The sequence below is a fragment of the Candidatus Acidiferrales bacterium genome (assembly GCA_035934015.1).
Lineage (GTDB): Bacteria > Acidobacteriota > Terriglobia > Acidiferrales > UBA7541 > DAHUXN01.
In genome coordinates, this window is the sequence record DASYYH010000023.1 from 289,330 (window position 1) to 316,096 (window position 26,767).

A 26,767-nucleotide genomic window follows, 5' to 3' on the forward strand; every position below is an offset into this window, starting at 1 on the left:
GGCCGCATAGAATGAACAACGGGAAAAGTCGAGGCAGCCGCTCAGTAGTTCGCAGTAGAACCACCGAACGCCGATACTGGAGGAAGAAAGAGAATGGCCAGCGTTGAAGAACGCGTGAAACAGATTATCGTTGAACAACTAGGTGTGGATGAGGGTGAGGTGACGCCAACGGCTTCCTTTGTGGATGACCTGGGCGCCGATTCGCTCGACATCGTGGAGCTGGTGATGGCATTCGAAGAGGCGTTCGGCATTGAAATCCCCGATGAGGACGCGGAAAAGATCGCCACGGTGAAAGACGCCATCGCCTACATCGACAAACACGCCCAGGCGAAGAAGTAGTTCGCCGGCCTCAGAAATCCCACGAGGAGAAAACTCCGCATTGAATCGCCGAGTCGTCGTTACGGGAGTCGGACTGGTCTGCGCCTGCGGCATCGGCACAGAGGAAGTCTGGAAGAGCCTGATTGCTGGCAAGAGCGGCATCGCCCCGATCACCCAGTTTGACGTCACGGGATTCGACTGCACGTTCGCGGGTGAGGTCAAGGGCTTCGATCCTCTGCAATGGATCGAGAAAAAAGAAATCAAAAAGATGGCGCGTTTTATTCAGATCGCCATCGCGGCGACGGATTTCGCCGTGAAGATGGCCGGCCTGCAAATCAACGAACAAAACGCGGCCTCGACCGGTGTTTACATCGCCTCGGGTATCGGCGGATTCGACGTCATCGAGCGCGAGCATAGCAAACTGATTCATGGCGGCCCCGGCAAGATTTCTCCTTTTTTCATTCCTTCCGCGATTATCAATCTGGCCTCTGGGCAGGTCTCTATTCGGCTGGGCGCGAAAGGCCCGAATTCCGCCACAGCGACGGCTTGCTCGGCTTCGGCCCACGCGATCGGCGACGCTTTCAAGATCATTCAACGCGGCGACGCGGATGTGATGATCGCCGGAGGCTCTGAAGCCGCCATCACGCCGATGGGCGTCGGCGGATTCGCCGCAATGAAGGCTCTTTCCACGCGCAACAACGAGCCGGAGCGCGCTAGCCGCCCGTTTGACGCGCAGCGCGATGGTTTCGTAATCGGCGAAGGATCGGGCATGCTGATTCTGGAATCGTTGGAACATGCGCAGCGCCGCGGCGCCAAGATCTTGGCGGAAATTGTTGGCTATGGTATGTCTGCGGATGCCTATCACATGACGCAGCCTTCCGAAGATGGCGATGGGGCCTATCGTGTGATGCGCGCTTCGCTGAAAGATGCCGGAATTGCTCCGAGCGAAGTCGGATACGTGAATGCCCATGGCACTTCCACGCCCATCGGAGACGCCCTCGAAACGCTGGCGATCAAGCGCACGTTTGGGGAAGACGCGAAGAAAATTCCGGTCAGTTCAACGAAATCGATGACGGGTCATGTGCTTGGCGGAGCGGGTGGAATCGAAGCGGGCATCTGCGTCCTGGCGTTGCGCGATCAAGTTTTGCCGCCGACAATCAATTACGAAAACCCCGATCCGGCCTGCGACCTCGACTACGTTCCGAATCAGGCGCGCAAAGTGAACATGCGCTACGCCCTTTCGAATTCCTTCGGCTTTGGCGGGACGAACGCCTCGCTCGTGTTCAAGATTTGGGAGGGCCGGTGAAGATTGCCGTTTGCGTGAAGCAGGTACCGGCGAAGGATGCGCCGCTGGTCATCGACCCGAGCGGTTCGTGGATACGCGAAGCGGATATCAGTTTTGAAACGAATGAGCCGGACAGCTTCGCCCTCGAAGAAGCCCTGCGGCTGAAGGAAAAGCATGGGGGCGAAGTCGTTGCCATTTCCATGGGCCCGGAGCGCGTGAAGCAAACGATCAAGGAAGCGCTGGCGAAAGGCGCGGACCGCGGCATTCACGTCGCCGATGACAAATTTTTCATCCTCGACCCACTGGCTTCGGCGCGTTCGCTTGCCGCGGCGATCCAAAAAGAACAATTCGATCTGATCCTCACGGGCCTCCAGAGCGACGACCACGGCTTCGGCCAGACCGGAGTTTTGCTCGCTGAGTTATTGGGCTTGCCGCACGCAACAATCATCATGTCGATTGAGGCTCAAGGGGATCATCTACGCTTAAAGCGCGAACTCGAGGCTGGCTGGTTTCAGTGGGTCGAGCTGCCTCTGCCTGCCGTGCTGACGATTCAATCCGGCATCAACAAGCCGCGTTACGCCACGCTCAAGGGCATCATGGCCGCCAAGAAAAAGGAAATCGCCACGGTTGCGCGCGATTCGCTCAATGTTCCTAGCGAACTGACGCAGCGCGTTGAGCGCATTTACGTCCCGCAGAAATCGAAGAAGACGGAATTCATCGCGGGATCGCCCAAGGAGATCGCCGCAAAGCTGGTGGAGAAGTTGCGTCACGAAGCTCGCGTGATTTAATTGACGTCGAAAATGAAAATTCTACTCATCACCGAACAGCGCGAAGGCAAATGGAACAAAGTCAGTTTTGAAACGCTTGCTGCGGCGCAGCAAACCACCTCGCAAGCGGGTGGCTCGCTCTCGGGCGTTGTAATTGGCCAGGGAATCTCGGGCCTGGCGGATGAACTGGCTGAGTTTAAACTCGACGAAGTTCTCCTCGTCGAAAACGCCCTCCTCGACAAATACACTCCCGACGGATATTCCATCGCGCTCAGGCAAGTCATCGAGCAAGCGAAACCTGACATCGTCCTTTTCCCGCACACATATCAGGTTCGCGATTTTGCTCCAAAGCTCGCTGCCTCGCTTGGCAAGGGCATGATCGGTGACTGCGTTGGCTATCGCTACGAAAACGGAAAGCTCATTTTTGTGCGTCAGATGTTTCAGGGGCGTACAGCAGCTGATGTCGTTTTTCAGGGGGCGGCGCCTTGGTTTGCTTCTTTTCAGTCGGGCGCTTTTCGCGCGGATCTTGCCGCCAAGAAAGAAGGCGGCAATGCTGCGATTAAGCCGATCGCCGTCGAATTGAAGTCCGAGCAGATCCGCACCAAGCCGCTCGATCTTTTCCGCGAGGCGAAGCAGGCCGTGGATTTGACGCAGGCGCCGATTCTGGTGTCCATTGGCCGGGGCATCAAAGCTCCGGAAAACATTCCGCTGGCCGAGAAGCTCGCCAAAGCCCTTGGCGCGGAACTTTCCGCTTCGCGTCCTATTTGCGACGAAGGCTGGCTGCCCATGGAGCGCCAAATCGGCAGTTCTGGCCAGACCGTCTCGCCGAAGCTCTATCTCGCCCTCGGCATCAGCGGCGCGATTCAGCACGTCGTAGGCATGAAGGGCTCTCGCTGCATAGCCGCAATTAACAAGGACCAGAACGCTCCGATTTTTGAGATCGCCGACTACGGCGTCGTCGGCGATCTTTTCGAAATCGTTCCCGCCCTCACCGAAGAACTGGAAAAAACGAAGTCCAGCTAACTTTTCAGCGGCTCCCTGCTTCATGCTTCTCTCGCGAGAGCAAATGCGTGTGAAAAATTTTCCGCAATTTCCTGTCGCGACAGAAAAGTCCAGTGCTCCTGTTCTGTTACAATAATTGTTTATGCCCGTCCAACGCGAGACGCTCGAAGCCGACGTCCTTATCGTCGGTGCCGGCCCTGCCGGACTTGCCTGCGCTCTTCATCTTTCGCGCCTGATCGAACAGCACAATGCCGCTGGGCGCACGCCGAAGCTTTCTCCCGAAAATGTCTACGTCCTTGAGAAGGCGCGTGAGCTTGGCGCACATCAGCTTTCCGGCGCAATTATGGACCCATGTGCGCTCCGTGAGCTTGTTCCTGATTTTGAGAAATCCGCCCCGCTCGACACTCCGGTCATCGGCGATGCCGTTTATTTTTTCACCCAAAATCGTGCGTGGAAATTGCCCGTCACGCCTCCTCCATTCAAGAACCATGGCAACTATGTTGTTTCGCTGAATCGCTTAACCAAATGGCTCGGCGGGCTCGTTGAGAAAGCCGGCGTCAACGTTTTCACGCAGTTTGCCGGCGCCTCGCTGATTTACGAAGGCCGCGGAATTGGCGGTGTAATTACGGAAGACAAGGGCGTTGACAAGAACGGCAAGGCGAAAGACAACTTCACTCCAGGCTACGAACTGCGCTCGAAAATAACCGTGTTTGCCGAAGGACCGCGTGGCTCGCTCACGAAAGACCTCGTCAATCATTTTCATCTCGATGGCGTAAATCCACAAATTTACGGCATCGGCATCAAGGAATTGTGGGACGTGCAGCCCGGCCGGATCGAAACGGGTTTTGTCGCGCACACCGCCGGCTGGCCGCTCGATTCGCACAAATACGGCGGCGGGTGGGTCTATGGCATGCCCGACAGTCGCGTGTCTCTCGGCATGGTCATCAGTCTCGAATATGCCGACTCGCTCTTCGATCCGCACGAGGCATTTCAGAAATTCAAAACCCATCCTTGGATTCGCCGGATTCTCGAGGGCGGGAAGCTTGTTCGTTACGGCGCGAAGACTGTGCCCTACGGCGGCTGGTATTCGCGCCCGCAAAACAATTTCGATGGTGGATTGATTATCGGCGACTCGGCGAGTTTGCTCAATTCGCAGCGCCTCAAGGGCATCCACACCGCGCTCAAAAGCGGCATGCTCGCTGCGGAGACAATTTACGACGCGCTCGTCGCTGGCGACACATCCGCAAAATCGCTCAGTGCCTATACGCGCAAGCTGGAGTCAAGTTGGATTCGCGAGGAGCTCTGGCCTATTCGCAATTTCCATCAGAGCTTTCACGGCGGCATGTGGAAAGGCATTTTTCACGCCGGCTTGCAATTCATCAGCGGCGGGCGAGGTCTTGTCGACCCGATGCGCTGCGCGCCGGGCTACGAGGATTACCACAAACTCGATCGTCCCCGTGAGCTCGTCGATCAATCCACGCGGTTCAAAGGCGATGGCACGCTCACATTCAATCGCCTCACGGACGTATATCACTCCGGCACACGCCACGAGGAAGATCAGCCCTGCCATCTCGTCGTCTCCGATCCCAACATTTGCTCGGACCGCTGCGTTCGCGAATTTGGCAATCCCTGCCAGTATTTTTGTCCCGCCGCAGTCTATGAGATGGTTCTCGATAAGGGCGAGCCGCGCCTGAAAATCAATGCGTCCAATTGCGTGCACTGCAAGACGTGTGATGTCGCCGATCCCTATCAGATAATCACCTGGATTCCACCGGAAGGCGGAGGCGGCCCGAACTACGAAGGTATGTAGCGGTTTGTGGCGTGTCTCCGCGATTTCAGCTCTTACTTCCGAAAAAGAATGCCCGCAGGTGGCTCCAGAATCCCCTCTTTTTCTGCGATTTTGCTGTCCTATGAGCCAGCGCTTGGGGCGGTCCAATCACGTCTCCGTGAAAAGTCCACCCTGTCTCGACATCCGCTTCCTTCGCCAAGATGAGCGTCGCCACGCTGAGGGGTACTGCGGAAACCGTGGCACTTTCCGTATCGTCGCCGATACTCAGGTACGAAGCCTTCAGAGTCGGATTGCTAGCTGTGTATACACCGGCTTCACGCCTCGGCGAAGTGGATTGTTGTGCTGATTTGCTTGCGGATGTCACGGCCGTTTTTGCCGCCGGTGGCTCAATAGTCTTAGCTGGCGTTGATACCACGGAAGTCTTAGGAGAACTTCCGGTCGTCTGATTCCGAGCAGCAGTGATTGCCGAAGTGGTCGCTCGTTGTGCAACTGTCTCTCCAAAATCACAGGTGCAAGTTCCTGCCGTTGCTGGACGAGCGCCGAACGGCGCGTCTCGCAGCTCCACTGTACTCGGCTCGGGAATCACCAGCGTCTCGCCGCTTAGTTGCTGCTGGACTTGGACAGCTCCGTGCGTCGCGGCCACACACATGGCTCCCGAATTCGAAATTCCCAGCGTCATCTCGCGGGGTTGCTCCTGAATCGAAATCGGAGTCGCCAGAATCGTCGGCGTATAAATCATGATTGGCCGCAGCGCATCGATTTTCACGTGCACATGTCCAAAGCTAAGCGCGATCGTCAGTGCTTCGCCCGAGTCCAGCACGGTGAGTTTCGCCGGCCCGCAGATGTCGGCCTCGCCTCCGCCGGTGAAATCCAGCCGCGCTTTCCCCGAATGCACCACGATCGTGCTTCCATCGGCAACGGAAAACATGTTCGGCGACCCGCTTCCGCTCGTTTCCGCCGGCGCGCTCGCTGGCCCTGTTACAGTGACGTCACTCCCACTCACTTGCCCAAGCGTCTCGCGTTGTGCGGCACTGGCATCCTGCGCGTGCACGTTCGTGCCTGCGAGCGCCAGAAGAATCACTCCAATCCCGAGCATCCCCCCTTTGCATGTCGCCGCGATTGTCTTTTTCATTCGCATTTCATCAGCGGTGAATCAGCCGCATGCGCGGTTGCTATACTATACGTGAATGAGCGAGCCAGCCACATCCGGTGTGGAGCGCGAACCGGAATCCGTTAACCTTCATTACGATACTCGCTTGCCGCAGCTCTCGCGTTGGCGTCGCATGCAGATTCCGGTCATCGCATGGGCTGTCTATTTTGCCGTGCGCCTCATCGGTCCTACCCTGCGCTTTGAAGTCCTCGGCTGGCAGCATGCCCAACACGCGTACGACCGCGGTGAGCGTCTGATCGGCACGTTCTGGCATCGCTCGATTTTTTCGGCCATCTGGTGGTGGCGCAATCGCGGCGTAGTCGTCATGAACACCACGAACTTTGATGGCCAATGGACGCGCCGGGTTATCGAGCGTTTGGGTTTCGGCACGGCGCAAGGGAGCTCATCGCGCGGCGGTCTGAAGGGCCTGGTCGTGATGGCGCAGCGCCTGGAAGAAGGCAAGGACGTCGCATTCACCATTGATGGCCCGCGCGGCCCGCGTTACATCGCCAAACCGGGGCCGGTCATGCTCGCGCGGAAAACGGGGCAGCCAGTTTTCATGTTTCACATCGGACTCCAGCGCGCCACCACATTTGAAAAGTCCTGGGACCTTTTTCAGGTCCCGCATCTTTTCTCACGCGCTGTCATGGTTATCGCACCCTTGATTTACGTTCCGCCTGACGCTTCACGCGAAATGATGGAGCAGAAGCATGTCAAAATGCAGGCTTCGCTCGAACGCGTGCGCGACGTCGCGGAATCGTGGTTCAGTCTCAGCGAAGCAGAACGCGCGCGCATCCGCTGTGAATGGAATTCCGCCTAATTGTCCTTCGGTTTTTCGTGTTTTGCTTCGTGATCGTGGCCCGGCGGCGCAATCGCTCAAACTAGTTTCTTCCAGTGAGCGAGTGCCTCTTCGGTTTGCCGCCGCGTTTCGGCGAGCGTTTGTGAGCAATCGATCAAATCGTCGGCAAATTTGCGTTTCTCGTCGATGGCCATCTGCGACGCAATGCGTTTTTCCGCCTGTCCTCGCGTGAGCCCGCGGCCCATCGCGCGCTCGATCTGCTGCTCGCGGGTACACCACGCAACGGCCAGCCGGTCGAAATTCTTGTAATAGCCGCTCTCGATGTGCAGCGCAGCGACGACAACTGCTATGGCAGGTCCTCCCGGCTCGGCGAGTTTCTTGAGCTGCCTCGTGATCTCGCGCAACACGTGCGGATGAATGATCGCATCAAGGCGTTTCAGCTTTTCGGCATCGCCAAAAACGATTTCGCCCAGTTTGCCACGGTCAATGTTTCCGGTCGCATCGGTGATGTCGCGGCCATATTCCGTGATCACTTCTGTCGCGACGGGATTTTCCAGCTTAAGGTATTCGTGCGCCAGCAGATCTGCTTCGATGATGGTGCAGCCATACTCTTTGAGGACTCGCGCCACCGTCGTCTTGCCGCTGGCGATTCCTCCCGTGAGTCCGACGGTCAGCATACATTCATCATCGAGAAATCTTCAGCGCCGCGACGCCGCTTTTTCCTGCGCCCGCGATCCGCGTCGCAGCCGCGCGGCCTTCACCGTGTTGCTCATCAGCATGGCAATCGTCAGCGGCCCCACGCCGCCGGGGACTGGCGTCAGCGCGCCGGCCACCTGCGCGACATCGGGGTGAGCGTCGCCGACGAGCGCGAAGCCTTTTTCTTTGAACTTCTCAAGTCTCTGCGGCGAATGTTTGAAAAGCTCCGCCGCTAGCCGTGAATCACTTATCCGCGTCGTGCCGACATCAATGACCGTCGCTCCCGGCTTGATGTCTTCCGGCATAATCAGTCCAGGGCGTCCGGAAGCCACAATCACGATGTCCGCCTGGCTCGTGAATTTTCGCATGTTGCGCGTCTTGGAATGGCAAACGGTCACCGTCGCATCCGCGTGCATCAGCAAAAGCACCATCGGTTTGCCGACGATGTTGCTGCGCCCCACGACGGCAGCATCTGCGCCCGCGATGGGAATTCCGCTGCGCCGCAGAATCTCCATCACGCCGAGCGGCGTGCACGCCACGAGCCGCGGCCGACCTTCAACGAGTTCGCCCATGTTCATCGGATGGAATCCATCGACGTCTTTCGCCGGGTCCACGGCTTCGAGAATTTTTCGCGTTTCGATCTGCGCAGGCAGTGGCAACTGCACCAGAATCCCATCCACATCGTCGCGCGAATTCAAATCGTTGACGAGCGCCAGCAATTCGGCCGTTGTCGAGTTTGCCGCTGGAGTGATGTGCTCGCTGCAGAGGCCCAGTTGTTCGCACGCCGCGACTTTGCTGCGAACGTAAATTTTCGACGCAGGATCGTCGCCCACAAGCACTGCAGCCAGTCCCGGCCGGATACCGACCGACGCGAGTTCGGCGACCTCATGCTCCAGCTCCGCGTAGATTTCGTCGCGAATCGCCGTTCCATTAAGAATTCGAGCCGTCAAAATTCTCTCCTGGGCGTGTCAATCGAGTTCGAAAGCACATCATAACATAGCGAAATTCGCACTGCCGGCGCGGACCTCTTTCTGGCGAAGAAGTTTCGCAAAATTCTGACAGCGTCGAAATTCCAGTACAATGGAACAGTCGTTGAGGAATTCCAGTCGATGTTTTTTGAAGGCAACGAGCGCAAGGAACGCGAACAGGAAATGCGGCGCGAGGGCCGCTTGCCGCCGGGCCAGTCTCTCACCTTAAAGTGGCCTGTGCTGCACTACGGCGCCGTGCCGCGCTTCGATCCTGCGCGCTGGGACTTTCGCATCGCAGGACTTGTCGAAAAGCCCGTGCGTCTCACCTGGGGCGAATTTAATCGCCTGCCGATGAAGGAAGTCACTGCGGATATGCACTGCGTCACCCGCTGGAGCCGTTTCGACGTGCGCTGGGAAGGCGTGCTGTTCACCGAAGTGATGAAACTCGTGAAGGTCAGTCCTGAAGCGCATTATGTGATGGTTCATGCCGAGCAGAGCTACACGTCCAACGTTCCGCTCGAAGATCTCACGCGGCCCATGACGCTTTTCGCCTTGCGCCACAATGGCGAACCTTTGCCACCCGATCATGGCTATCCCCTGCGCCTTGTCGTCCCTCACCTTTACGCCTGGAAGAGTGTGAAATGGGTCCGCGGCATCGAATTCATGGCCCACGACGCTCCCGGCTTCTGGGAGCAGAACGGCTATCACATGTACGGCGATCCCTTCAAAGAGCAACGCTTCGACACGGATTAGCGAGAGCGCGATGACGTTCAATGACGTTCGCAAAATGGCGCTGAAGCTCGATGGCGTGGAAGAAAGCACGTCCTATGGAACCGCAGCGTTCAAAATTCACGGCAAGCTGATCGCGCGACTGAAAGAAGATGGCGAATCGCTTGTCGTGGGTACGACGTTCGAAGAGCGCGAAGAAATGATGGCTGCCGAGCCGGAGACCTACTACATCACCAACCACTATTTGAATTATCCGTGGGTCTTAGTCCGCCTCTCCCGCGTCCATCCCGATGCCCTGCGCGACTTGCTTAAAGGCGCGGCGCGATTGGCGGCAGCGAGCAAGCGCCGCTCAAAGAAGCACATCGACCGCCATTCCAAAGCTGATTACCCGTAAGAAGGGTAAGGGTTATAATCGGGACCCACAGAGGGAACACATGAAATCCGTAGGGAAAGTCCTACTTGCAATCGTTCTAGCCTACGCGGGGCTAATGTTGGCGTCCGTGGTAGGCGGATTCTTGGCAGGCGCGCTCGGTGCGTTTTTCCATTTGAGCCTACGGACAGTTGCTTCATTCGAGTGGACGTTCCCCAAGGTCATTTTCGTCGGTGTCTTGGTATGGCTCTACTTGAGGGAAAAACGAAAGCGATTATGGCCAAAGAAAGATATGAAGTCGTAAGGATCAGCAGGCGCACTGGCAAGACGGTAGTGGTTTTAAGCACCCTAAGCCACAGCGAATGCGAAAAGGCTACCGCGAAGCATAATGCTGACTTGTCTCGCGAGCAGCAACTGGAAACGAAGTTCCAATGCCGCAAGAGCAACCCATCGTGCCGTTTTAGAGTAGGCAGCTGATTGCTTGCGTTCGGAAGCGGCGACCCCCACGATCGCTAATTGTCTTTGGCGGCTGCGTTTTGTAAGGGTCTGCCCCAAAACAGGTGGACCCGACGCTTGCACTCATTTCCTCAGTAGATGTCGTACTGCTCCCAGTGAAGGGTCGGGTCGGCTTGAATAATGATGCTCTTGCGCGTCAATTGTTCGAGCTCATCCATCATCGCCGATTCGCGTGTCTTGAGCGCCTTGGCGATCTCCGGATGCACGCGCAGCGTCAGGCTCGCCGAATCGAGCTCCGGCGCCATTTTGCGCGCTTCGGACTGAATCTCATAGCACAGCGTCGGAATCGACTTCACCATGCCCGAGCCAGTGCAGTACGGACACGGCTGGCACAGCGTGCGCTCCAGCGCCTGCTTCGTGCGTTTGCGCGTAATGGCCACAAGCCCGAATTCGTTGAAGCGCAGTACCTTTGATGGCGCGCGGTCCGACTTCAATGCATCTTCGAGTGCCGCCATCACCTTTTCGCGGTTGCGCCGCTCCTCCATGTCGATGAAGTCGATGATGATGATCCCGCCCAAATCCCGCAGCCGGATTTGCCGCACGATCTCCTTCACCGCTTCGATGTTTGTCTTGACGATCGTGTCTTCCAGGCGATTCGATCCGCGACCCACGAATTTCCCCGTGTTGACGTCGATGGCCACGAGCGCTTCCGTGTGATTGATCACGATGTAGCCGCCCGATTTCAGCCACACTTTTGGCCGCAGCCCTTTGTCGATTTCCTGCTGAATCCCGAATTCCTCGAAAATCGGCGTCGACTTCGTGAACAGCTTCACGCGGTTCGCCAGCGTCGGCTGGAAGCGGCTCACGAATTCCAGAACCTTCGTGTATTCCTCCTCCGAATCGACCCAGATCGCCGTGTAATCCGAACTCAAATAGTCGCGGAGAATTCTCTCGACGAGGTTCAAATCGCGGTGCAGCAGCGACGGCGCTTTGCGCTGCTCGCCGCGTTCTTTGATCTCCGCCCAGGTCTTCGTCAGGAATTCAACGTCCGCGCGCACTTCCTCGGGTGCCGCGCTCGCCGCAGCCGTGCGCACGATGAATCCGCCGCCGGCCGCCCCTTTCGCTTCGGTCACGAGATGCCGCAAACGGGAACGCTCTTCCGCCGACGCGATTTTTCGCGACACGCCGGTGTGATCGAGTGTCGGCATATAAACCAAGAATCGCCCCGGCAGCGCGATATGACTCGTGATTCGTGCGCCTTTTTTGCCGAGCGGTTCTTTCGCGATCTGCACGATGATTTCCTGCCCCGCTTTCAGCAAATCGGAAATCAACTGCGTCCGCCGCGGCTGTCCCCGGTGATGTCCGCCGTGTCCTCGGAATGGTTTCCGCCCGCGTCCGCGGTCTCGTCCGCCGCGCCTCATTGGTCGCTGCATACGCGCGCGAAAATCGCCGCGCACGCGCGCTTGCATCGGCTGAGGCTGCTCTTCATCTTCTTTCGCTGCTATTTCCGCGCCCTGCTCCGCCGCCTGCTCGCCAAGTTCGATCGCTTCCGCGATGGCTTCTGCGTCCGCTTCGCTCACGCCAGAAGGAATTTCCTCGTCCTCTTCCACTTCACCGGCTTCGCCAATAGCATCTTCATCTTCGATCGCGTCGCGCTCCGCGTCTGATGCGCCTTCGTCAATCTCTGTCATTTCCGCCGCGGCCTGCACGCCATTTTCTTCGAAGCCTGCTTCCTGGCCGTCTTCATTTTCCGCAGCTTCTTGCGCTTCCGCGGCGCGAGCCTCCTCGGCGTTGCGCTCCGCTTCTTCCTGCTGCGCTTCGGCCACCTGCTCCGCAAGCGCCGCGGCTTCCTCTTCGCTCAACTCCGCCGCGTGAGGCACTTCGTCCGGCTCGACAAAATGGGTGGTCTCCTCATGCGCAATCACCGCCGCGGGATCCTTGTCTCCCTCGACAATCTCGTCCTCGTGAATCTCTTTTTCGTGAACGTGCGTCTCCTGTGCTTCGGAGACAAACGCCACATGTGATTCGCCAGCGCTTGCCGTCGTCTCCTGCGATTTCGCCTTCGCCAGCGACTCTCCCGGCAGTGGCTCTAGCGCCGTCGCCCAGCCTTGACTCGGTTCTTCTTGGCGACGGCCGAACTCGCGTCTTCCGCGGCCGTGTCTGTCGCGTCCACGATCCCGCCCGTAACGCCCGCCCCGATCGCCATGGCCTCCGCGCGAATAACCAGGCGGAAACGGCTCAGCGGCCTCCTGTGGCGTCGTCGCGTGCGCGCCCGCCTCCTGAGCGCTTGCTTCTGGCGCACCGGTTTCCTGTGCGTTTTCTTCCGCGGTGGGGGTCACTTCCGGAGCGCCATCATTTTCAGGTATTGCATTGCCGAATTCCATCTCCGGCTTCGCTTCGCCGCTAGTTTCAGCAATGGGCTCCGCGCTTGTAACCGGAGTTATAGGGCTCGCTTTGAGCACCGAGAGCGACTCGCCCGGCAACAGAACTGCCTCGAATGGTTCAGTCGGCCCCGCTTCCGATGGCTCATATGGCCGGTGCGAGGCGTATTTCGACGAAGGCAACTCACGTCCATGCCGCCCGCGGTCTCGTCCACCGTACCGTCCGTCGCGGCCGCGCCCTCCGCGTCCACGATCCCGCCCGCCACGGCCGTACCCGCCGCGATCGTCCCTGGATCTGCCACCCCGCCCAAAAGGACGCCCGTGATAACCATGCTGCTCCCGTCCCGTCGCGCTCATTGCCGGTTGCGAAGACTCGCCGCCGGTGTTTCCGGGATGGATTGTTTCGCCCGGCAGCGGCTCGACGTCAATCGGCTCGATCGCTCCTTGTCCAGGTGCGCCTGTTCCGCCGAATGCCTGGCCGCCTTGGTCTTCCATCTTGTGAATCTTTTCCTCGACGGTGTGAACCACCGTGTCGAATTCTTCTACGTCTTGCAGGAAATCTGTGACGTAAAGGAATGCGTCGCTATCGAGGCCGATATCCACAAAGGACGATTGCATGCCGGGAAGCACGCGCGTCACTCGCCCTTTGTATATGCTGCCGACTAACGCAAATTCTTTTTCTCGTTCGACGTAAATCTCACAAAGCTGTCCATCTTCCAAAATCGCGACCCGCGTTTCGTGCGGGTTCGCGCAAACCACCATCTCCTTCGCCATGAGAACTCCTCAGGGAGCATCGGCGCTCAGCCGCGCGGTGCATATTTGCACGCGAGTGTCCCGGCATTTCCGGGGCGGCCCGGAGGGATTCATTTCTTTCCCTCGCATTCCACTTCATCCGATGCGCTCCTCGCTCCCCAATTATGATTTCCGGTGCGCCATGCGCTTCCGGAGTACAAACTTTCTCTGCGCTCAGTTGACGAATCGTTTTGTCCTCACGTTCATCACCAGGCCCAGAGCCAAAAATCCAAAAATCGTGGACGATCCCCCGTAACTCATAAACGGTAGCGGGATGCCCGTCACAGGCATGTACCCTATCACCATTCCAGCGTTGACCAGTACATGAAACGCTAGAATCGCGGCTACCCCCATCACGATATACATCCCCGCCCGGTCTTTTGCTTTTTGGGCGTTATCCACCAGCCGCAATAGCAGAGCCAGGTACAACAGTATGACCAATAGTACCCCGAAAAATCCCTGCTCCTCTGCCAGCGCGGCCAGGATGAAATCCGAATACCGGACCGGGACAAATCCTAATTGATTTTGGCTCCCTTTGCCAAACCCTTTGCCCCAGAATCCGCCCGAACCCACAGCAATTTCCGATTGCAGGATTTGGTAACCAGCGCCGCGCGGATTTTCTGCTGGATTCAGGAAGGTCGACAAGCGTTGTTTCTGGTACGGCTTGAGGAAATGTCCGTTCCATCCCGCTACAGCCACCAAGCTTCCAAGCGCCACAACCGCTACCGCGTGCTTCCAATTAATCCCCGCGAGAAATGCTCCCACCACTGCCACCGGGAAAAGCACCATTGCCGTTCCCAGATCTGGCTGGAGCAAAACCAGTCCGGCCGGCACGCCCACCACCAAACCTACCTTCACCAAATCAGCCAGTGTCAGCCGCTCCGTTCGCACTTCGCTGAAATAGCGCGCCAGCACAATGATTATAATCAACTTTGCCAGCTCTGACACCTGCAAATCGACGCCGCCAATAGCCACCCACCTTCGCGCCCCGAATCGTGAATGTCCTGCGGCCAAATCCAGAATCAGTGCACCAATGCATACCAGGTAGAGGACCAGCGACTGGTCGAGCAGCGTGTTGTAGTCGATCCGCGACAGGATCAGCATCCCCGCCAGTCCAATTGCGATCCACGTCAACTGCTTCCATTGCATTCCGTGCAGCGAACTTCCGTGCGTAGAGGAGTAGATTTCCAGCAGCCCAACCAAGCAAATCGTCAGCACGATGGCCAGCAGCCACCAATCGAGGTCAAATCCGCTTCGTCGCTCTCTCATTGCGTTTGCGGGGCTGTTTTGACGAGCTGCGCATGCGCCGGCCCTTGAGGCGCCGCCTGCTTGGCCTGTAGTTCCTGAATCGGTTGTCCCAGTTTCTCTTGGTAATATGCTTCGATAAAGCGTGCTGCCAGCGGTGCCGCTATCCCACCGGCCTCCAAATGTGTATCCTGTACTAGTACCACTATGGCAATCTCTGGATTTCGCTTTGGCGCGAATCCCACAAACCACGTGTTGTAGCCATAAGCGCCCCTTCCTCCGGCGGAAACGCGCTCCAGAGCCTGCGCACTGATGGTCTGGGCTGTTCCCGTCTTCCCGCAGAATTCGACGTTCTGAAGCTTCGCCTGCACCAAAATCGGATAGCCGAGCAAATGAGCTGTGCCCCCATCCTCGTTCACTACGCCGTACATCCCATCAGTTACCTGTTCGACTGTGTTCTCCGATATTGGGAATCGCACGACCTTTACAGGGCCGAAATCCTTGAGCAGGTGCGGTTCGTAGAAGACTCCTCCAGAGGCGATTCCGCCGATCGTGCGTACAAGCTGGATGGGGGTGACCTCAATGGGGCCCTGGCCGATCGCGAGTGAAATCGTCGAGCCGGGATACCATTTATGGTGATAGGTGTTCTCTACCCATTGCGACGACGGCACCAGCCCTGCTTCCTCGCTCGGAAGATCGATTCCGGTCTTCTTTCCCAGCCCAAGGGACGTTGCGTAGTAGGCAAGCCGGTCAACGCCTAGCCGTTCACCAACATTGTAAAAGAACACGTCGCACGATTGGACAATTGCGGTGTGTAGGCCAACATCGCCATGGCCTGAGTGGTGGGTGGACCACACCCAGTCATGGAAGACGCGCCCGTAAAAAGTTGCGTAGCCGGGGCAGAAGACATGAAAATCCCGCGGGGGCATACCCGATTCCAGCATCGCCACCGACTCCAGAATTTTGAACACAGACCCCGGAGCCAGTTGTGCCTGAATGGCGCGATCCAGCAGCGGCTTGTTGGGATCTGCATTCAGCGTTTTCCACTCACTGCCTGAAATCCGTACCGAGAAATCATTCGGATCATAGGCCGGATGGCTCGCCATCGCCAGAATTTCACCGTTGCGTGGGTCCATGGCGATGACGGATCCGACTTTCCCGGCCAGCTCATCCTCCGCGACGGACTGCAAGTCCATGTCGATCGTCAATCGGATCGGCTTTCCCGGGATTGGTTCCATGTCGTCGAGCGTGCGCACCGGCTTCCCGATGCTATTCACGATCACTCGCCGCATTCCGTCCGTGCCCGTCAAGGTGTCGTTATATTGTTTTTCGAGGCCCGCTTTGCCCACGATGTCACCGGGCTTGTACTTGTCGCCAGACTCTTCGAGTTGTTCCGGCGAAACTTCGCCGACGTACCCGATCACATGCGCGAGGAAATCATTCGGCGGATATTTTCTCCGCTGCACCAGCATCAATTCGAGTTCCGGCAAATCCACGCGATGGGACTCAACGAACGCAAGGTCCGCTTCGCTCGCTTCCGGTTTCACGACAATCGGCTGGAATTTTGGTTCGTCGCGCGCGGCATCGAGCTGCTGTTTGAGATCCTCCGCCGTGATATTGAGGCCCGATGTAATCTGTGGCATGTCCTTCTTGATTTGTGCGGGATCATCGCGCAGCAGAAGAATGCTGAAGGAAGGATAGTTGTCAACAATCACGCGGCCGTTGCGATCCAGCATTTTTCCCCGCGGCGCAATGATCGGAATGGATCGGATGCGGTTTCTTTCCGCAAGATCCGCGAAGTGGCCGGACTGAATGATTTGCAATTTCCAAAAACCGAGAAGCAGAAGAACAACCCCCAGAACAATGCAGTACGAAACGAGGATTAATCGTCCCTGAGGAAGTCTCTGATCGTTGCCTACCCAATTCGCCACGCAAACTCCCGCGCGGCGGGTCCTGAGAAACCCGCTCGATACCTCTTCTTACTTCCGCGCATTTCTGGGATGAGTCGTGCCCTCGCTCAACTCCCGGCGGAAAGAAAGGTAAAATTCAACGTAGCACTTGCTCCGTAGCTGCGCAAGTTCGCTTGTCTTGTTAGATAGCACCCCGGTGCGCAAAAAATCTCGGATGGAGTTAATGCGATGCAGAGGGATTCGCTGTCAGGCCGCCGCTTCCTGCGGATGAAGGAAGCCACTTGCTCATCACCAGTTCCGTGCCGCCGTGCGGCCCGCGCTGGATATCGAATTCATCCATGAACGCGCGCATCAGAAAAATTCCGCGACCGGAAGTACGCAGGAGATTTTCTTCCGCAAGCGGATCGGGAACATCAGCGAGGCTGAAATTTTCGCCTTCGTCGCGGATATGAACCACAAGGCGCCGCTCCTCGATCTCGATAATCATTCCGATTTTGCGGCCGTGCTCCTGGCGGTTGCCGTAACTGTATGCGTTGATGATTCCCTCGCGCACGGACATGCCGATTTTGTGGCAGTCGTCTTCGTCGAAGCCGGACTCGCCGGCCACGCGCAAGGCAATCTCTTCTGCCAGATCCACGCTCTCGAGCACCGTGTCGAGAGTCACTTCAATGCGTTGGGAGTGCATCAACACCCGTTTGTCAGTCGCACGAAAAAGCGCGATATGCTCGCACGGCTGTGGCTGGGAAGTCAATCAAACCGGCGATGCCCGATATGGTAACGCCGCTTTGCACGGCGCGCTATGGGCATGAAGTCACACGGCGATAGTACGAATGTTTTCCATGGCTGAATTTGTTCGTTTCGTTCTTTTTTTGTTGCTGTTCGTCACTAGGCCCAGTAGGAACGGTCGAGCGTGCGGTATTGGATGGCTTCGCTGAGCTGGCGCGGCAGAATTTCCGGCGCGCCATCCAAGTCCGCAATCGTGCGGGCAACTTTTAAAATACGATCGTGTGCGCGCGCGGAAAGGCTCAATTTCTGGATGGCGGTCTCCAGCAATTTTTCGCCTTCTGCGGAGATGGTGCAGTGCTTGCGGAGAAGCTTCGGTGGCATCTGCGCGTTGGCATAGATTTTTTTTTCGATGGCAAAGCGCTCCTGCTGAACGCGGCGCGCGGCCATCACGCGCTGGCGCACCGCAGCCGAAGATTCCGAGTCGGCGTCGCCGCGCAGTTCCTTATATTTGACCGCAGGCACTTCGATGTGAATGTCGATGCGGTCGAGCAGCGGCCCGGAAATTTTCGAAACGTAGCGTTGGATCTGCATCGGTGTGCAGTGGCAATCGCGCGTGGGATCGCCGAAAAATCCGCAGGGGCAGGGATTCATCGCTGCGGCGAGCATGAAGCGTGCGGGGAAACTGACAGAAAGCGCCGCGCGCGCGATGGACACGATTCCATCTTCGAGAGGCTGGCGCAAAACTTCCAAAACATTTCGCTCAAACTCCGGCAACTCGTCGAGAAACAGCACGCCGTTATGGCCCAGTGAGACTTCGCCAGGGCGGGGAATCGCGCCGCCGCCGATCAGGCCGGCGTCGCTGATCGTGTGATGCGGCGAGCGGTACGGCCGCGTCCCAACGAGGCCACGCGAATCGTCGAGAACGCCGGCGACGCTGTGAATGCGCGTGGTTTCGATGGCCTCTTCAAGCGACATCGGCGGGAGAATCGTGGGAATGCGCTTGGCGAGCATCGTTTTTCCAGCGCCGGGCGGGCCGATGAATAAAATGTTGTGGCCACCGGCGCAGGCGACTTCGAGCGCACGCTTCGCGGATTGCTGGCCGCGCACATCGCGCAGATCCACGGGATACTGCGCGGCTTCGGAAAGCATCTGGCGCGTATCGACGCCGATGGGTGCGAAGGATTCCGGCGAATTGATAAGGTCGGCGGCCTTGGGCAACGACTTCACAGCGAAGACGCGAATGCCGTCGACGACGGCGGCCTCGCGTGCATTCGCTTCGGGCACGACGACATTGTGAATGCCTTTGTCCCGTGCAGCGAGCGCTGCGGAAAGCGCTCCGCGCACGGAGCGCACGCTGCCATCGAGGGAAAGTTCGCCGATGAAAACGTAGTCCTCGAGAATTTTGCCGAAGAAGGTTCCCTGACAGCCAAGCAGGCCGAGGGCCATGGGAAGATCGAATGCGGAGCCTTCCTTGCGCATGTCCGCCGGCGCGAGATTCACAGTCACCGCGAGATGGCCGGGGTAATCGAAGCCGCAATTTTTCAGTGCGGCTTTCACGCGTTCGCGGCTTTCCTTCACGGCAATGTCCGGCAAGCCGACGACATTGAAGGTCCCGGGCTGGCCCGGGCCAACGTCGACTTCGACCTCGACGAGATATGCGTCGATGCCGTAAACCGCGGCGCTGAATGACTTAAAGAGCATGGAGAGAGGGAGGCGTGCGCTCCTTTTGCGCGACGTGAAGATAACGCAAAATGCACTTCCACGCCAGACCAACGCACGGCGGAAAGGGCAGATGCCGGAAGTTGCGGAGAAGGCGAAAACGGGATTGAACAAGGGCCGAAATCTGTCCCGATTAGAATGAGGTGTCGCCGTTTGTTTTCTGCAAGTTACGCGAAACTCACTGAACGTTGGTGTCCCGATTAGAAATGGCGTAGATCGAGAGCGGGACAGGTTCCTCGGGAATGGATGAGGGCGCGAAGAGGTAAAAGAGAGGGGGCGATAGGAGCAGCGTCGCCGGGGAAAGGATCGCCTCTGCGAGGAAGCGCCAAAATTAACGATTAGAAAATTTGTTGTGCTTTGTTTTCTGTGAGTTGCGGGCAATTCTAATTCTGGGAGTTGGCGATTAGAAATGAGGCGGTTTGCTGGGATTCTCTCTGCGGGAGGTTCGCTCCGGGCCTGCCTCCCGCCGCGGCGGGCAAGCGGCAGGCAGAGCGGGTTTTCTTTGGCGTATGGCCTACTCACGCGGCTCCTTATCAACTCAATTGACAACATGACTAGCGAAGCATAGTTGCCACGAAAATGCCAGAGACAATGGGTGTGGATACGGTGTCACGAATGGGAAACGGCCGGGTCCTCCCCACAACGAGTGTCGGGACGTGAAGAGCGCGAAAGAACCGCTCGCCACAACAGGCAAGTCCCTACAGAGAATTGGAATCCACCCTTCGCGACTTCTTCACTTTGGGCTGCATGCCGCAGCCCGAGCGCGAAGAATGGGCCACCCGGCATTGAGGCCCTTAGGCATGACTGAACCGCCCACGCTCGCAACCCGAGCGACGGGGCATCCGATAAACAACCTCAGGAGTGACGTGCGAAAATGGTATCATGCTCGGCGGCACGTTTATGGTATATCCAACGAAAAAAACGTGGCTATGCGCAACGTCACGAGCGGCAACATCTACTATTACGAAGAGGACATGCTGGGAAGCTCGCGGACCATGGTGCAGGCGGGGCAGACGTCGGTGTGTTACGATGCGGATTTCTATCCGTTTGGCGGGGAGCGGGATATCACGAACACCTGCACGCAGCACTACAAATTCGAAGGCAAAGAGCGCGACACGGAGACGGGCAACGACGACTTCGGCGCGCGGTATTACACGTCGCGGTTAGGAAGATGGCTTTCGGCGGATTGGAGCGCAGTGCCTGCGCCGGTGCCGTACGCGAATCTGACGAATCCGCAGACGCTGAACCTGTATGCTATGGTCAGCGACAACCCGGAGACGTTTGCGGATCTCGATGGACATTTGTCGGGAACTGAGGGGTTGTGCTGGGTCGATTTTTGCGCAGGAAGTACGCAAACCGAGGCGGCTCGGGAAGGTGACGGGCCTCCTGCGCCGTCGAACACAGGCGACGGGCAGCAGCTTTCTAATTCGCAGCAAGCTGCCGGCGCAAACGCAAACGTACAGTCAGACGAGCAGCATGCGACGCAACAGAAGACAAACACTGACGACACGCCCAGCAAGTTTGTGATTGAGCCTGACAAAACTGAGAATCACGGCTCCTACTCGGATTTCCACTATCAACTAGAGAATTCAGAGGGCCAGCCGCTGACCGGCAATGGCTACAGCTTACAGGAGCATACGTCGGGGGCACCATCCTCGATGACTACCTCAGACAAAAAATTTATCCCTCTTAATCACGGCGATGCGACCGACAGAGCTAGGGTACGTCAACTACGATCAAAACAATAAGCCACACAGTGTTAGCCTACCCAAAAACTTTAATGTCGACGTCAAAACGGGACAGACATTTACCGTCAGGTATAACGGGAAAAACTATAATCTGACGACTCGGTTCGAGCATGAAACCCGGGTCGTGAACGGGACCGTCACGAACATTGTGCGGGATCTGGTACCGTGAAAAGAAAGGGGAACTGCTTATGAATTTCAAGGCAGGAGCCGCGTTGACTCTCACGCTCAGCGTTGTCCTAGGATTGCAGATATCGGCACGGGCCAGGACCCAGCCAGACTCACGGTCGTTTTTCGTCAGCGCACAGGACGAAGACAGCCTCTTGAACTATCTTGGATCCGCCCTTCGCACCTCGGGGCACGCAGGACGCTTGGACTATGCGGGCAGCTGTCAGAAGGATAGCATGGAGTTCGTTGCATTCCCGAGAATTGCCGTATCGCAACCGTCCGGGAATCTTATGGCCCTAGGGGCAGTCCAGCAGATTTTTCGTGGCGACGCTGGAGTCAACGTAGCGGAGGAGCCTCAAAAAATAATCTCAGTGAGAGTCGGCGAACCTTCAACCGCGATTCTGCAAACAAGGGTTTCCTTGCTCAAAATCAGCACAATGGGTCGATACAATCCGGCTATCGTGATTGGTTCTGTCGAAAGCACGAGAGAGCTGAAGACAGCGATGACAAAACTGGGACTGCGCGTGCCTCTCCAGCTTTCAGAGCAGCTCTTGGCGACGCCAGCACCAGGACTGCCCCATCTTCCCGCTGAAATGAAAGACGTCACGGTAAACCAAATCCTGAATTCAATTGCTGTGACGTTCAAGGGGATAGTCATCTATGGGACTTGTACGCACCCGAACGGTGGGGGCCTGATTCAGATTCGTTTCACGGGTCTAGAGGACGGAGACGAGAAATAGGTCCAACATCGGATCAGATCTGACTTTACGTCCGTTGGTGACCTGGGTGGGCGGCCCAGGCCTCGCTTTTGATTTTTCGGGTGCCCCATGCTCGTTTTGTGAGCGTGGGATTTTCCGTCTCTGGAGTCATCGGCGGGCGTGAATTACGTGTACGATGGCGATGGCAAGCGTATCGAGAAATCCAGCGGCACGGTTTATTGGTACGCTTCGGCTTCGCTCAGCGCAGGCGGCGCGGGGACGGAAATCCTCGACGAGTCGAACAGCAGCGGGACGATCACCAACGAGTACGTCTTCTTCGGCGGGAAGCGCGTGGCCATGCGCGCGTGCGCTTTACAAACTGACGAGGGGTACGTATGCTTGCGCGGAATGGGCGCGCGAGCGAAACAAACGCGCGTGTTAACCTACTAAGGACTGAGACTCACCCTTCGCGACTTCTTCAGTTCGGGCTGGTTGCCGCAGCCCGAGCGCGAAGGATGTGCCACGCGCCCTTCGGTTTGGTCCGCCATCCGCCACGGCGGCTAAGTTCGGGGTGGCGTCGCGTCATCCGGAGACGGGTGGGGAGCGCGATCGAGTCGCGTGCTGGCGTGAAACATCGGAGCGCATTTAGGCGTATGCTTAAGCAGGAGGCGTCATGATTGGCTGGATTGTACTGGCGGCGGTAGTCGTCGTCATATTCATCGTCATTGGGATGTACAACGGGCTTATCCGGCTGCGCGTGCAATGCGACAATGCGTGGTCGGACATCGATGTGCAGCTCAAGCGGCGCTACGACTTGATCCCGAATCTGGTGGAGACGGTGAAGGGCTACGCGGCACACGAGAAAACGACGCTCGAAGGCGTGGTGCAGGCGCGCAACGCAGCGATGGCCGCGCAAGGGCCGGCGGCGAAAGCGGACGCGGAAAACATGCTGACAGGCGCGCTGCGGCAATTGTTTGCCCTGTCGGAAGCGTATCCGCAACTGCGCGCGGTGGAGAGCTTCACGCAACTGCAAAACACGCTGAACCAGCTCGAAGACAGCATTCAGAATGCGCGGCGCTACTACAACGCCGTGGTGCGCGACTTCAATACGAAGATCGCCGTGTTTCCGTCGAACATCATCGCGGGCATGTTCAATTTCAAGACGCGCGAGTTTTTCGAAGTCTCGGCGCCCGCTGAACGCGAAGCTCCAAAGGTCAGTTTCCAGGCAGGCGCAGCGCAGTAGCGCGGAAGGTATGATGCGCAAGCTCCGCCGGGCCGCAATTTATCTCGCCATTCTGCTCGCTGCCGCGCTGACGGCGGCGCGTCCTGCTGCGGCACGGCAACTCACGATTCAAAATTTCAACGTTCAGATTAGTGTGCATGCGGATTCGACGATCGAGGTCACGGAAACGCTGGATGTGCGATTTGAAGGCTCGTGGAATGGCATCTATCGCACGATTCCGGTCGAATACCACGATTCGCTGGGATTCACGTATTCGCTTTTCCTCGAAGTGCAGAGCGTGACGGACGCTTCGGGAAATGATCTGAGATATGAAGTCAGCAGCCACGGGCAATACAAGCAACTGAAGATTTACGTGTCCAATGCGGTGAACGCGACGCGCACGATTGTGATTCGTTATCGGACGCTGCGCGCGCTGCGATATTTTCCGGATCATGACGAGCTCTACTGGAACATCACAGGCAACGAATGGCAGATGCCGATCGAAAACGCCACGGCGCGCATCGAGCTGCCCGCAGGTGTGACGGGGCTGCACGCGCAAGCGTTCACGGGAGCATACGGCGCGCGGGGGCAGCAGGCGGATGTGAAGGTGGCGGGAAATGTGGTCGAGATCCGCACCGAGCGCGAGCTGGCGCCGCAGGAGGGGCTGACCGCAGCAGTCGGCTGGGACAAAGGATTTACGAATGAGCCGGGAATTGTGGCGCAGACGATTCTTTTTTTGCGCGCGAACTGGCCGCTGTTTATTCCCATCCTCGCATTTTTCCTGATGGGCTGGCTGTGGTATTCGAAAGGACGCGACCCGCGGCGAAATGCGATTACCGTGCAATATGAGCCGCCCGATAGCATGAGCCCGGCGGAGTGCGGGACGCTCGTTGACAATGAAGTGGCCATGCGCGACATCACGGCGACGATCGTGGACCTGGCTGTGCGGGGATATTTGACCATCGAGCAACAGGACCACAGCGAGATGATGGGGATGGTCCATCATAAGAATTACATTTTCCATCGCACGAAGCCGGCGACGGAATGGACCAGCTTGAAACCGCATGAACAAGTTTTATTGACGGGATTTTTCGACGATGGCGCGACGGATCAGGTCTCACTGGCGGATTTGCAGAATAGTTTTTACGTGAATCTGCCGCCGTTGCGGAACCGCGTCTTTGAAGCACTGATGAGCGACGGTTACTATTTGCGACGGCCGGATCAGTTGCGTCAGGGGTTCATCGGCGCGGCATTAATCATCGGATTCGGCGGATTTTTCGCGGCAGGATTTCTGTCGAACGCCACAGGCGTTTCGTTCGTGACAGTAGTGGTCGCGGGGATTTTGACGGCGGCGATCGTGGGCGGATTCGGATATTTCATGTCCGCACGATCGGTTCCGGGCGAACGCGAGCTCGAAAAAGTGCTGGGATTCGAGGATTTTCTGAGCCGCGTGGAAAAGGATCGCATCGAGCGCATCGAAAAGACGCCGGAAATGTTCGAAAAATATTTGCCGTACGCGATGGCGCTGCGCGTGGAGAAAAAATGGGCGGGCGCGTTTCAGGACATCTGCAAACAGCCGCCGCAATGGTATTCGGGGCCGTACGGCGGCGGGTTTCAGACGTTTCTGCTCATCAACGAACTGAATTTCATGTCCATGCAGGCGGGAGCCGCGATGGCTTCGACGCCGCGCAGCGCGGGAGGCGGTGGGATCGGCGGATCGGGATTCGGCGGGGGAGGATTTTCCGGCGGCGGATTCGGAGGCGGCGGGGGAGGCGGATTTTAAATTCAAGTCTCAGCGCGCGCGCAATTCCTCCACGCGCTGTATGATTCTTCCGTCCGTTCCTTCTACATAGGTGACTTTTACCACGTCTCCAACCGCAATCCCCGGCAACGGCTCACTCAGCTTAAAGAGGAACCGCTGCACTCGCCCATCGGAAGTCACATCCAATTCCAGCTTTGCTTCTTGTAAATCGGCGACCATTCCCACCAGCAAGCGGCGTTCGGTATGCCGGGTATATTCGCCGGTTCGGAGGATCGCGTCGATCCACCCGTGCTCGCGCAGACTCTCATCTTCAATCTGGCGCGTCCAGGCGCCCAAGATGCTTGAGCGATTCAAATAGCCCACCAATTTTTGCGTGCCGTCACGGCTGACAACGGGCAAGCGGCCGATATTATTTTGCAACATGCGGTAGAGTGCGTCGAAGGCGCGCTCATCCGGGTATGCGACGATGGGTGTTCTCCCCCCAGCGTCTATTACTTTGATTTTCCCCGAGGAATCGATCTTCAAGGCGCGCAGTAAGTCTCCCTGCGTAACGATGCCGACAAGCTTGCCATCGGGCCCGCAGATCGGCAGGCCCTGAATCATGTTGAATCCGGAATCGCCGCGTCCCATGCGGTCAGCTAGTTCACCAACGGTCATTTCCGGCCGGATCGAAGGAACATCCGTGCGCATGACTTCACTCACCTTGACGACATTCAGCACGCCGACTTCAAAGTCTGTGGGGACTGTCAAGCCGCGGCGCGTAAGCTTCTCGGTCATGATGGAACTCGGCAAGTAGCGGATTGCAATCATGTCTGCGATTACGCAGGTAATCATTAACGGCAAGACGGAGTTGTAATCTCGCGTGATCTCAAAAGCGAAAACGATCAACGCGAATGTGGCCCGCGCGGCCGCGCCAAATACCGCTCCCATAGCGACGAGCGCATACGCTCCGGGAGACAAATGCGCTCCGGGAATAAAATGATTGATGATCATCGCAAAAACGCCGCCCAGAGCAGCGCTCGACATAAACATGGGGGCCAACAATCCGCCGGAGGTTCCAGAACCGAGGGAAATCACAAGCGCCACGGCTTTGAAGATCATAAGGAGGACAAGAACTTTCAGGGCGAGATTGTTGTGAAGAATGTCGGAAATTGTGCCGTAACCAACGCCGAGCACACGAGGAATAAAAAAGCCGATTACGCCGAGGAAAAATGCGCCGATAGCGGGATGCCAAAGGTCATCGATCGGAAGACGATCGAAGAGATCCTCTGTCCAGTAGAGGAATTTCGTGAAGCCAATCGCGGCGAAGCCGCAAATGACGCCGAGAAGAAGATACCAAGGCAGGCCGTGAAGGGCGTCGAAGTTGACGTTGGGGTCCATAGAGAACATGGAGTGTTGGCCGAGAAGGACGGAACGAACGAAGGTCGCGATAGTCGTCGCGATGACCAGAGGAATGAAGGAGCGGGCGCGAAACTCGAAAAGAAGCAGCTCAATAGCAAGAATCACGCCGGCGATAGGAGTGTTGAAGGTCGCCGCCATGCCGGCGCCGGCTCCGCAGGCGAGGAGGACTTTGCGTTCGGAAGCGGTGGTGGCGATGAACTGACCGACAAGCGAACCGACCGCCCCTCCGGTCTGAATGATTGGCCCTTCCGCGCCGAATGGACCTCCGGTACCGATGGCGATGGCGGCGGAAAGCGGCTTTAAGATCGCAACTTTCGCTTCGATTCGGCTTCTGGCCGTCAACACGGCTTCCATGGCTTCCGGAATGCCGTGGCCTTTGATCTTTGCCGAGCCGTACTTCGCCATCACGCCAACAATCAAACCGCCGATCACCGGAATGAGAATCACCCAGTAACCCAGGTGCGTTCCTTCAGGACTTCGGAAATGGAATGACAGTGTGTGGTAGTAGGAAAGATTCGTGAAGAGGCCAATTAGATCATAGAGAATGTATGCGATGACGCCGGCGATGATGCCGATGAGCGCGGCGAGAAGCGAAATGAACCCGATCCGGAAGGTACCGCCGGTCCCCGATTCTGGAAGCGCAACTTGTGCTTTTGCCACTGAAATCTC

At 57.5% G+C, this 26,767-nt stretch carries 22 protein-coding genes; 13 read left to right on the forward strand and 9 right to left on the reverse strand.

The window, feature by feature from the left end; all coding sequences use genetic code 11:
- The first annotated feature begins 93 nt into the window (after positions 1 to 93).
- From acpP to VGR81_11995, 5 genes are all read left to right on the forward strand, one after another.
- Positions 94 to 339 carry an acyl carrier protein gene (acpP, locus tag VGR81_11975; protein ID HEV2289661.1) on the forward strand — a complete coding sequence of 82 codons (246 nt, stop codon included), beginning with the start codon at positions 94 to 96 and terminating at the stop codon, positions 337 to 339.
- Between the two features lie 40 nt (positions 340 to 379).
- Entirely contained in the window at positions 380 to 1,624 is a 1,245-nt protein-coding gene (gene fabF, locus VGR81_11980; GenBank protein HEV2289662.1) for a beta-ketoacyl-ACP synthase II, read from the forward strand.
- On the forward strand, positions 1,621 to 2,391 hold the full coding sequence (locus VGR81_11985; GenBank protein ID HEV2289663.1) for an electron transfer flavoprotein subunit beta/FixA family protein: 771 nt from the start codon (positions 1,621 to 1,623) through the stop codon (positions 2,389 to 2,391). Before fabF ends, VGR81_11985 begins: the two co-directional genes overlap by 4 nt.
- 12 nt (positions 2,392 to 2,403) lie before the next feature.
- Positions 2,404 to 3,393, forward strand: coding sequence for an electron transfer flavoprotein subunit alpha/FixB family protein (locus tag VGR81_11990; protein HEV2289664.1), 990 nt, complete (start codon positions 2,404 to 2,406; stop codon positions 3,391 to 3,393).
- A gap of 121 nt (positions 3,394 to 3,514) precedes the next feature.
- Positions 3,515 to 5,182, forward strand: a complete 1,668-nt coding sequence (locus VGR81_11995) for an electron transfer flavoprotein-ubiquinone oxidoreductase (GenBank protein ID HEV2289665.1) — start codon at positions 3,515 to 3,517, stop codon at positions 5,180 to 5,182.
- A 25-nt stretch (positions 5,183 to 5,207) separates the two neighbouring features.
- Here VGR81_11995 and VGR81_12000 read toward each other — a convergent pair whose 3' ends face one another.
- Positions 5,208 to 6,293, reverse strand: a complete 1,086-nt coding sequence (locus tag VGR81_12000) for a hypothetical protein (GenBank protein ID HEV2289666.1) — start codon at positions 6,291 to 6,293, stop codon at positions 5,208 to 5,210.
- A 55-nt stretch (positions 6,294 to 6,348) separates the two neighbouring features.
- Here VGR81_12000 and VGR81_12005 point away from each other — a divergent pair, with 55 nt between their 5' ends.
- Positions 6,349 to 7,131, forward strand: coding sequence for a lysophospholipid acyltransferase family protein (locus VGR81_12005; GenBank protein ID HEV2289667.1), 783 nt, complete (start codon positions 6,349 to 6,351; stop codon positions 7,129 to 7,131).
- A gap of 56 nt (positions 7,132 to 7,187) precedes the next feature.
- Here the strand turns inward: VGR81_12005 and coaE are convergent, their stop codons facing one another.
- Both coaE and VGR81_12015 read right to left on the reverse strand, forming a co-directional pair.
- On the reverse strand, positions 7,188 to 7,787 hold the full coding sequence (gene coaE / locus VGR81_12010) for a dephospho-CoA kinase (GenBank protein ID HEV2289668.1): 600 nt from the start codon (positions 7,785 to 7,787) through the stop codon (positions 7,188 to 7,190).
- A 21-nt stretch (positions 7,788 to 7,808) separates the two neighbouring features.
- Positions 7,809 to 8,756 (reverse strand): bifunctional 5,10-methylenetetrahydrofolate dehydrogenase/5,10-methenyltetrahydrofolate cyclohydrolase, encoded by a 948-nt coding sequence (locus VGR81_12015; protein ID HEV2289669.1) that lies wholly within the window; start codon positions 8,754 to 8,756, stop codon positions 7,809 to 7,811.
- A gap of 159 nt (positions 8,757 to 8,915) precedes the next feature.
- On the opposite strand from VGR81_12015, the gene VGR81_12020 reads away from it, so the two are divergent.
- Both VGR81_12020 and VGR81_12025 read left to right on the forward strand, forming a co-directional pair.
- Complete coding sequence (locus VGR81_12020; protein ID HEV2289670.1) at positions 8,916 to 9,527, forward strand: sulfite oxidase-like oxidoreductase; 612 nt, start codon at positions 8,916 to 8,918, stop codon at positions 9,525 to 9,527.
- 10 nt (positions 9,528 to 9,537) lie between these two features.
- A complete protein-coding gene (locus VGR81_12025; protein HEV2289671.1) occupies positions 9,538 to 9,897 on the forward strand; it encodes an MmcQ/YjbR family DNA-binding protein in 360 nt (119 codons plus the stop codon).
- A 563-nt stretch (positions 9,898 to 10,460) separates the two neighbouring features.
- Here VGR81_12025 and VGR81_12030 read toward each other — a convergent pair.
- The 5 genes from VGR81_12030 to VGR81_12050 all read right to left on the reverse strand — a co-directional run bounded on the left by VGR81_12030 (position 10,461) and on the right by VGR81_12050 (position 19,084).
- Entirely contained in the window at positions 10,461 to 13,484 is a 3,024-nt protein-coding gene (locus VGR81_12030; GenBank protein HEV2289672.1) for an Rne/Rng family ribonuclease, read from the reverse strand.
- A gap of 192 nt (positions 13,485 to 13,676) precedes the next feature.
- On the reverse strand, positions 13,677 to 14,771 hold the full coding sequence (gene rodA / locus VGR81_12035) for a rod shape-determining protein RodA (protein HEV2289673.1): 1,095 nt from the start codon (positions 14,769 to 14,771) through the stop codon (positions 13,677 to 13,679).
- Positions 14,768 to 16,678, reverse strand: a complete 1,911-nt coding sequence (mrdA, locus tag VGR81_12040) for a penicillin-binding protein 2 (GenBank protein ID HEV2289674.1) — start codon at positions 16,676 to 16,678, stop codon at positions 14,768 to 14,770. Before mrdA ends, rodA begins: the two co-directional genes overlap by 4 nt.
- 199 nt (positions 16,679 to 16,877) lie before the next feature.
- Complete coding sequence (locus VGR81_12045) at positions 16,878 to 17,342, reverse strand: ATP-binding protein (GenBank protein ID HEV2289675.1); 465 nt, start codon at positions 17,340 to 17,342, stop codon at positions 16,878 to 16,880.
- A gap of 200 nt (positions 17,343 to 17,542) precedes the next feature.
- Entirely contained in the window at positions 17,543 to 19,084 is a 1,542-nt protein-coding gene (locus tag VGR81_12050; protein ID HEV2289676.1) for a YifB family Mg chelatase-like AAA ATPase, read from the reverse strand.
- Positions 19,085 to 20,031: 947 nt separating this feature from the next.
- Between VGR81_12050 and VGR81_12055 the strand changes: the two genes are divergently transcribed.
- The 5 genes from VGR81_12055 to VGR81_12075 all read left to right on the forward strand — a co-directional run bounded on the left by VGR81_12055 (position 20,032) and on the right by VGR81_12075 (position 24,718).
- A complete protein-coding gene (locus tag VGR81_12055) occupies positions 20,032 to 20,850 on the forward strand; it encodes an RHS repeat-associated core domain-containing protein (GenBank protein ID HEV2289677.1) in 819 nt (272 codons plus the stop codon).
- A 668-nt stretch (positions 20,851 to 21,518) separates the two neighbouring features.
- Complete coding sequence (locus VGR81_12060) at positions 21,519 to 21,755, forward strand: hypothetical protein (GenBank protein HEV2289678.1); 237 nt, start codon at positions 21,519 to 21,521, stop codon at positions 21,753 to 21,755.
- Between the two features lie 138 nt (positions 21,756 to 21,893).
- Positions 21,894 to 22,163: a hypothetical protein gene (locus VGR81_12065; protein HEV2289679.1), complete on the forward strand. Its 270-nt coding sequence runs from the start codon at positions 21,894 to 21,896 to the stop codon at positions 22,161 to 22,163.
- A 223-nt stretch (positions 22,164 to 22,386) separates the two neighbouring features.
- Positions 22,387 to 22,956, forward strand: coding sequence for a LemA family protein (locus tag VGR81_12070; GenBank protein HEV2289680.1), 570 nt, complete (start codon positions 22,387 to 22,389; stop codon positions 22,954 to 22,956).
- A 10-nt stretch (positions 22,957 to 22,966) separates the two neighbouring features.
- Positions 22,967 to 24,718 carry a DUF2207 domain-containing protein gene (locus VGR81_12075; GenBank protein ID HEV2289681.1) on the forward strand — a complete coding sequence of 584 codons (1,752 nt, stop codon included), beginning with the start codon at positions 22,967 to 22,969 and terminating at the stop codon, positions 24,716 to 24,718.
- A gap of 9 nt (positions 24,719 to 24,727) precedes the next feature.
- Here VGR81_12075 and VGR81_12080 read toward each other — a convergent pair whose 3' ends face one another.
- Positions 24,728 to 26,758 carry a chloride channel protein gene (locus tag VGR81_12080; GenBank protein ID HEV2289682.1) on the reverse strand — a complete coding sequence of 677 codons (2,031 nt, stop codon included), beginning with the start codon at positions 26,756 to 26,758 and terminating at the stop codon, positions 24,728 to 24,730.
- Between the last annotated feature and the right edge of the window lie 9 nt (positions 26,759 to 26,767).